General features: G+C 61.9%; 7 protein-coding genes. 5 read left to right on the forward strand and 2 right to left on the reverse strand.

Annotation, left to right across the window (positions count from 1 at the left end):
• Positions 1-1,776, forward strand: a 1,776-nt coding sequence (locus tag VJ604_RS10515) for an alpha/beta fold hydrolase (protein ID WP_324082305.1), incomplete at its 5' end; no start/stop codon positions are given.
• On the opposite strand, the gene VJ604_RS10520 is transcribed toward VJ604_RS10515, so the two are convergent.
• Positions 1,699-2,565: an aspartyl protease family protein gene (locus VJ604_RS10520; RefSeq protein ID WP_324082306.1), complete on the reverse strand. Its 867-nt coding sequence runs from the start codon at positions 2,563-2,565 to the stop codon at positions 1,699-1,701. The genes VJ604_RS10515 and VJ604_RS10520 overlap by 78 nt on opposite strands.
• A 301-nt stretch (positions 2,566-2,866) precedes the next feature.
• Between VJ604_RS10520 and def the strand changes: the two genes are divergently transcribed.
• Positions 2,867-3,388, forward strand: a complete 522-nt coding sequence (gene def, locus VJ604_RS10525) for a peptide deformylase (RefSeq protein WP_324082307.1) — start codon at positions 2,867-2,869, stop codon at positions 3,386-3,388.
• A 22-nt stretch (positions 3,389-3,410) separates the two neighbouring features.
• Entirely contained in the window at positions 3,411-4,280 is an 870-nt protein-coding gene (locus tag VJ604_RS10530; protein WP_324082308.1) for an SDR family NAD(P)-dependent oxidoreductase, read from the forward strand.
• Here the strand turns inward: VJ604_RS10530 and VJ604_RS10535 are convergent.
• Positions 4,249-4,686 (reverse strand): hypothetical protein, encoded by a 438-nt coding sequence (locus VJ604_RS10535; RefSeq protein ID WP_324082309.1) that lies wholly within the window; start codon positions 4,684-4,686, stop codon positions 4,249-4,251. The genes VJ604_RS10530 and VJ604_RS10535 overlap by 32 nt on opposite strands.
• Before the next feature lie 638 nt (positions 4,687-5,324).
• On the opposite strand from VJ604_RS10535, the gene VJ604_RS10540 reads away from it, so the two are divergent.
• Positions 5,325-5,951, forward strand: coding sequence for a L,D-transpeptidase family protein (locus tag VJ604_RS10540; protein ID WP_324082310.1), 627 nt, complete (start codon positions 5,325-5,327; stop codon positions 5,949-5,951).
• A complete protein-coding gene (locus tag VJ604_RS10545) occupies positions 5,948-7,159 on the forward strand; it encodes a dicarboxylate/amino acid:cation symporter (protein WP_324082312.1) in 1,212 nt (403 codons plus the stop codon). Before VJ604_RS10540 ends, VJ604_RS10545 begins: the two co-directional genes overlap by 4 nt.
• Positions 7,160-7,327 lie beyond the last annotated feature (168 nt).

The following is a 7,327-nucleotide window of genomic DNA, read 5'->3' on the forward strand; positions in this document are numbered from 1 at the left end:
GTGAACGCCGTGCTGCAGCGCTGGGAGCGTCTGCTCATTCTCGATGATGACCCCTCCAAGCACGGCCGCTCCCTGCTGGGGGTGGAGGTCGCCGGACCCTTTTCACTGTTGGAGAAGGCGGACCCCGCAACCGACGAGGTGGTCAACCTGGTGGCCAGGACGGTTAAGGGGCGTCTGGGTGCCTGGCGGAAGATCGAGCAGTACGGCCTTCCCTTCGCCACGCTGATCGCCCCCGACGTCGATGTCGAAGGTATCGCCCTGGCAGACAACGTCACCGTCTACCGCAATGCCATGTTCTGCGCCAACGCAACGGTGGGGGAGGGATCGGTCATCTTCGGGGCTACCGTGATCGGCCACGGCTGCCGTCTGGGGAAATGCTGCGTGGTCGCCCCGGGGGCGGTGATCAACGCGCGGGTCGACCTGGGCGACGGCGTCTACGTGGGCACCAACGCCTCCATCATGCCGGAAATCAAGGTCGGCGACGGCGCCGTGGTCGGCGCCAACTCGGCGGTGCTGCGCGACGTACCGGCAGGGGCTTCCGTCATGGGGGTGCCGGCCCAGATCCTGATGCAACGTCCCGCCCCCTCCCTTCCCAAGCAGGCCGAACGCTCCGCCCCGCAACCTTTCCAACCTCCGGCAACCGACCTGGAGCAGAAGCTCGCCGCCCTCTGGATGAAGATCTTGAGGGTGGAACGCGTCTCCCGCCAGGACAGTTTCTTCGACCTGGGAGGCTCCTCGCTGGATGCCGTCAACCTGTTCGTGGAGATAGAGCAGCAGTTCGAAAAGAGGCTTCCTCTCTCGACCCTACTGGAAGCTCCCACCCTCGAGAAGCTGGCCGCCTTCATGGCGGGCGGGGTGCCAAAGGCGACCTGGTCGTCACTGGTCCCGGTACGAAGGGAAGGAAACGGAGCCCCGCTTTTCCTGGTGCACGGCGCGGAAGGAAACGTGCTTTTGTACCGGGAGCTGGCGCGCCATCTCAGGCAGGACGTGCCGGTCTACGGCCTGCAATCCCGGGGGCTGGATGGCAGCGAGCCCCTGTTGACCACCATCGAGGAGATGGCCGCCTGTTACGTCTCGGAGATACAGAGCGTGCAACCGAAGGGGCCGTATTTTCTGGGAGGCTACTGCCTGGGCGGCATCGTGGCCCTGGAAATGGCTGGGCAGCTGAAAGCGGAGGGAGAGCAGGTTGCCCTGGTGGGGATGATCGAGAGTTACAACGTTCACCTCTGCCCGGAGCGCAGGTCTGCGGTGATGTCGTCCATCCACCTGCTGCAGAATCTCTGGTATCACCTGGGGAACATCGTCTCGCTCGGCATGTCGGACCGGTTGGCTTTCCTGCGGAAAAAGATCTCGGTGGAAAAGGGGCGGATCTCGGTCAAGGTCGCCTCGCTCGGCAAGGGGAAGGATCTCTATCCGCACCTGGCGGTTACCGAGGCGAACGAGCAGGCTGCTTCCGCGTATGTCCCGAGGCCGTATTCAGGTCGGGTGGTCGCCTTTTGCCCCAAGGTCAACTTCTGGGGGCAAAGCGATGCCGCCTTCGGCTGGGGCGACGTCGTCCGCGATGGCCTCTCCGTCTGCAGGCTTCCCTTTTATCCCAAAGCGATGCTGGTGGACCCCTTTGCCAAGACTCTGGCCGAGCGGTTCAACGACTACCTGTCTGAGGCTGCGGCGGATGTGGGTCAGGAAAAGAAGGTGTCGCTACAAGGGGCTCCAGTTGATGACCTGGTTGGGAAAATCAATGGAGTACTTGAAACTGCGCAGGAAATTCATCCCTAACAGCCCGTCGAACATGAACCCGCCTGGCACGATGGCGACCTCTATTCCCGTCTTGCTTTGCGGGCCCACCGTCACCCTGTCGAGCCTCGTGTGCCAGCCCCGCACCAGGCCGCCCACTCCATGCAGCACCGTCCGCCGCGCGCTCCCCAGGTCGATCTCCAGTCGTTCCGCAACCTCCCTGTTTATCAGGGTCATGGCAGCGCCGGTATCGAGCACCAGCGTCACCTCCACTTCGTGGCCGCCACGGCTGAGGGTTACGGGAACGAGCACGGCGTTCTGAACGATGGTCACCCTGGTGGAATTCCCGGCCGCGCTGGCGCGGGTTGCCGAGGACCGAAACGATATGGGCGGGGTGTACCCCTTGATGCTCGCGAGAAGCTGCTCGGCGAGTTTGGCGTCCAACCTTTTGAGCTCGTCGTATTCGACCTGCGCACCCTTTTTGTCGTGGAGGAGCAGGTAGGTCAGCCCAAGCTGGTAACGGACTTCAGCCACGTTAGGATCGAGGCTGGCTGCTTCCTTGAAGGCCTTCACCGCGTTGTCCAGCATTTCAGGGTTGGTCGAGGTCTCGTTGGAGCCAAGTTTCAGGTAGCTCATGCCGAGCCCTTGGCGAGCTTGTGCGCTTTTGGGGGCAAAGCGCACCGCCTGTCCGAACGCCTCGACCGCCTTTTGGTAATCCTGCGCCTGAAAATAGGTGCTCCCCTGGCGCAGGAACTCCGCTCCCTTATCCTCCTCAGCGAAGAGAGGGGAAGCGAACAGCAAAAAGACGACGATGATCAGGAAGCTTTTCACCAATCCCTCCACGTTTGCACGCTGCTCCTTGGAAATAGCATATCAATCGGTAAGGTCTCCGCAAGGACACTGTCGGATATAGGGGCCAAGGGGTGACCGCGAAGGACGTGGATCGGACGCTTTTTTATCCCTTTCATCCCCTTTATCCCTGTTGATAAAGCCTTTGCCCTTGGTGTCGTTGGAAATCCGGCATCCCCCGGGGGGATGAATCGAGCGGCAGGAAGTTCTTTTCGTGCCGTTTGTGAGGTCCTATACTATCAGAGGGTGAAATAGCTTTCGTGTGTTGGTAAAGGGAGGATCCATGGCCATCCTGAGACAAATATCCCAACTCGGACATCCCGTTCTGCGGGAGAAGGCGCAACCGATCGCCGACCATGATGATCCCGCCATCCAGGCTCTCATCGAAGACATGCTGGTTACCGTCGTGGAGGCCAACGGCGTCGGACTCGCCGCGCCGCAGGTTTACGAGCCGGTTGCCCTGTTCATCATGGCGGTGCATCCTTCTCCCCGCTACCCGAAGGCTCCCCAACTGGAGCCGTTCGCCCTGCTCAACCCGGAACTGCTCTGGGCCTCCGAGGAGACGGAACTGGGATGGGAGGGGTGCCTGAGCATCCCCGGCTTACGCGGGCTGGTGCCGCGGCATCGCAAGATCCGGGTCCGTTACCTCACCAGGTTAGGGGAGCCCAGGGAGCAGGAAATGGAAGGCTTTCCGGCGCGTGTCTTTCAGCACGAGTTCGACCACCTGAACGGCATCGTCTTCCTGGACCGGACCGACAGCCGCAACCTGGTGACCGAACGGGAGTATCTGCGGCTGCTTTCCTGAGCAGATCACGTGGGGGCCTGTCATGCGAAACGTCGAGGAATTCGTCATTATGATCACCGGTGCAACCGATGGATTGGGGGAAAGAGTCGCCACAGACCTGGCAGGGAAAGGGGCCACCCTTCTGCTGCACGGCAGGGACCCGGAGAAGGGAGCGCGCGTGCTGGAGAAAATCCGGGAGCGGAGTGGGTCACAACGATTGCACTTTCTCCAGGCCGATCTCTCCTCCCTCGCTGAGGTCCGTCGTCTTGCCTCTATGGTTGGTGACGCCTCGAGGCGACTGGATGTGCTCGTCAACAACGCCGGGGTCGGCGGCGGCGAGGAACCCCGGCGTCGGGAGAGCAGCGCCGACGGCTTCGAGCTGAGATTCGCGGTGAATTACCTTGCACACGTGCTCCTCACCCGTAGCCTGTTGCCGCTTTTGCAAAGGGCCGCGCAAGAGGCAGGTGAGGCGCGTATCGTCAACGTGGCCTCCGCCGCCCAGCGGGCCATCGATTTCCACGATGTGATGCTGGAGAAGGGCTATGACGGCATGCGTGCCTACAGCCAGAGCAAGCTCGCCCAGGTGATGTTCACCTTCGATCTCGCCGAGGAACTGAAGGGGTCGGGCGTGACCGCCAATGCTCTTCACCCGGCCTCCTTGATGGACACCAAGATGGTGCGCGAGTGGTTTGGCACCCCGCGAACCACGGTGCAGGAGGGGGCTCGCCACCTCGAGCGCCTCATCCTGGCCGAGGAGCTCAGGGGAGTGAGCGGCACCTATTTCGACCAGGATCGCCCCGCGCGGGCGGACGAGCAGGCCTACGACCTCGACGCCCGCCGTCGGCTGCGCGAGCTAAGCTACTCGCTACTCTCCCAGTCTCTTAGATGGCGCCCACGGGGTATTGCTTGGTAAGGGTTCCGGTGTCGCTCTCATTTCCACCACAAGTGGTCGAGCCGCTCATATTGCATACCATTGTGGACGGCCCGGTGGTAGGCTCGGTTATCATGCCGGTCCCGGTAAAAGTGCCGTTGCAACCTTGACTGGTCATGGTGAAGCTGACCATGGCCGTGTTTCCGACCACACTGCCAGAGGCGGTGCCGACTGCGCCAGTCGAGGTCGAGAACGTACCCGTCAAAGAGGAGCCGTTCTGAACAAGGCTGAGCGTGACGTTGTGGGTTCCGCCCAGACTTGAGCTGAAAGACCCGGTCCAGGTACCTGTTGCATTGACCGTAGCGACTGCTGCTTGCTGTGTTGCCCCTCCACCGCTGCCACATCCAGTTATCATCAATATCATTGCAGCCAGTGCCAAGCCTTTCATGTATCCTCCCAAAATCACATGACATCGATTAGATTGGTCTTGTAATCAAAATAGAAAGGATAAGCAAGCGAAATCATTGGAACCACAACGATAATCAGACTCACTCCCCGCCCTGCCAAGTTCGCGATCTTCATCCACGTTACCCGGTAGACTGTTCCCTCTCCCGATTCCCTTTTTGACTTTACACTCAACAGTGTTGTCTCTAATGTAAAAGCAGATTCTATGACGGTACGTCAGTCGACAGATGCAGCGAGGAGGGGCGGACGATTGTGTCAATGCTGAAGCGAGAAGGTACAGGCAGAGTGCGACAGGGAATCGGTAGCTACCTGGCGCGTGATCTTTCTATCTCCGAGCCTCTTTCTGCAGCAGTGGCCAGATGGGGCCCAGGCGTCCGGATTCTGCTGCTGGCCATTCTTTTTCTGTGCACTGGCTGCTCCATTTGTCATCGAACCGCCAGGCCCGATGGCAGTGATAGCAAATCTGCGGCCACGACTAGCAACCCTGCCGTCCAAGAAACAAAACCTTCCGCCCTCGGTCAAGGTATCGCAGACGGTGACAGGTACTCCCCCTCCCTAACCCTCCCCCTTCGGGAGAGGGAACTCTCGGACCGAGTTCCCGAGCTCGCCTTCCTGGGACCGTTGCACCACATCGGTAGCGGCCAGTTGTTGGTGGTGATCGGAGAAGGGAAGGGGAGTTCGCATGCCCGCCTGTACGCGATTGAGCGGACGGGAGACCGCTGGCGCGTGAAGCTTGGCCCGGTGCCGGCCATGGTCGGCCGCAAAGGCTTCGCTCACCCCGGCGAAAAACGGGAAGGGGACGGCAAGAGCCCAAGCGGCATCTTCCCGCTGGAGCTGGTTTTCGGTTACGCTCCCGACATGAACACCCGGATGCCGTACCGCCAGGCGGGGGAGGCCGATCTCTGGGTGGATGCCCCCGACTCCCAGCAGTACAACACCTGGGTGCGTAGAAGTGAAGTCGCGGCCAACTCCTTCGAGGTGATGAGGCTCCCCGATAGCCGCTACCGGCACGGGATCGTGATCGGCTACAACCGCGATCCCATCGTGAAAGGGAAGGGGAGCGCCATCTTCGTGCATGTGGTGGCTGCTGACGACAGGGCGACGGCGGGATGTGTGGCGCTCGACGAGGGGGAACTGGTCGGCATCATCGGCTGGCTGGATCCTGCCCGTCAGCCGATGATCGTGATGGGGAACGGGGAAGACATGGCGGCGATTGTGAAACGTGCCGGGAGGACGGGGGCTCCATGAGTGTGCTGCGCAACTACAGGTTGTCGATCGTGCTGATCGTTTCCGTAGTGGCGGGTGCGGTGGTCGGCTGGCTCGCGCCGGCCTTCTCATCGGCGATCAAGCCGTTGGGCGATCTCTTTCTCAACCTGCTCTTCATGATCATCGTGCCGCTGGTTTTCTTTTCGGTCTCTTCCAGCATCGCCTCTTCGCGCGGTTCCACCGTCTCGCGGGTCTCGGTTATGATGGGGGGCGTCTTCCTCTTCACCAGCGTGGTGGCCGCCGTCACTTCGCTTGCCTTCCTGATGGTGGTGCAGCCGTCGCCCGGTGCGGGGTTGGTGTTAAAGCTGCCGGCGCCGGTGGAGACCCCACCGCTACTGGCGCAACTGGTGAAGTCGGTGAGCGTGCCGAGTTTCCCGGAGATGCTCACCCACAAGGCGATGCTCCCCTTGTTGATCTTCGCGGCGGCGGTGGGGGTGGCGGCCAGGCAACTTGCAGAGGAGGGGGAGGCTCTGGGACGGGTTTTGGCGAGTGGCGCCAGGGTAGCGATGCGGCTGATCGACTACGTGATGCTGCTGGCGCCGGTCGGACTTTTTGCCTACTTCGCCGCCACCGTCGCGGAAACCGGTGCACAGCTCGCCAGCGCCTACCTCAGGCTCTTCGTCGCCTACTACGTCTTTTGCTCTGCTTACTTCCTATTCGGCTTCTCCGCCTACGCCTGGGCAGCCGGCAGGATGCCGGCGGTGCGGCGCTTCTGGTCGAACATGCTGGCCCCTTCCCTGACCGCGCTCGGGACCTGTTCCAGCATGGCGACCGTGCCGGCCAACCTGGAGGCGGCTCCCCGCATGGGGATCCCCCAGGAGGTGAGCAGCCTGGTAATCCCGGTCGGCGCGGTGGTGCACAAGGATGGTTCGGTGGTCGGCGGGGTGGTCAAGGTGCTCTTCGCGCTGAGCCTCTTCCATCTGGAGCCGACACCGCTTCGCTTGGCGATGACGGTGGTGGTGGCTATCGTGGTGGGAGTGGTGATCGCGGCCATCCCGAGCGGAGGTATGATTGGGGAGCTGGTGGTGCTGACCACCTTCGGCTTCGGGATGGAGGCGCTTCCGCTGCTGGTGGTGATCAGCGTGATCATCGATCCGCTCGCCACCCTCTTGAACGCGACGGGCGACAACGTGGCGGCGATGATGGTGGCCCGGCTGGTGCAGCGGGAGAGGACGGGACAGCCTCAATGACCCATCACACCCTGTCCCTCCCCTTGAAGGGGAGGGCACCCCCGTGGTGGGGCTCGCCCTAACAGGAACGGATGGTCGTATGCTGTCACCCATCACGTCCCCCCCCCTTGATAAAGGGGGGACAGGGGGGATTGCTTTTGTCTTTAACTCACATCACTCGCAGCAGCC

Origin of the sequence: Geomonas sp. (assembly GCF_035254065.1) — a bacterium.
GTDB lineage: Bacteria > Desulfobacterota > Desulfuromonadia > Geobacterales > Geobacteraceae > Geomonas.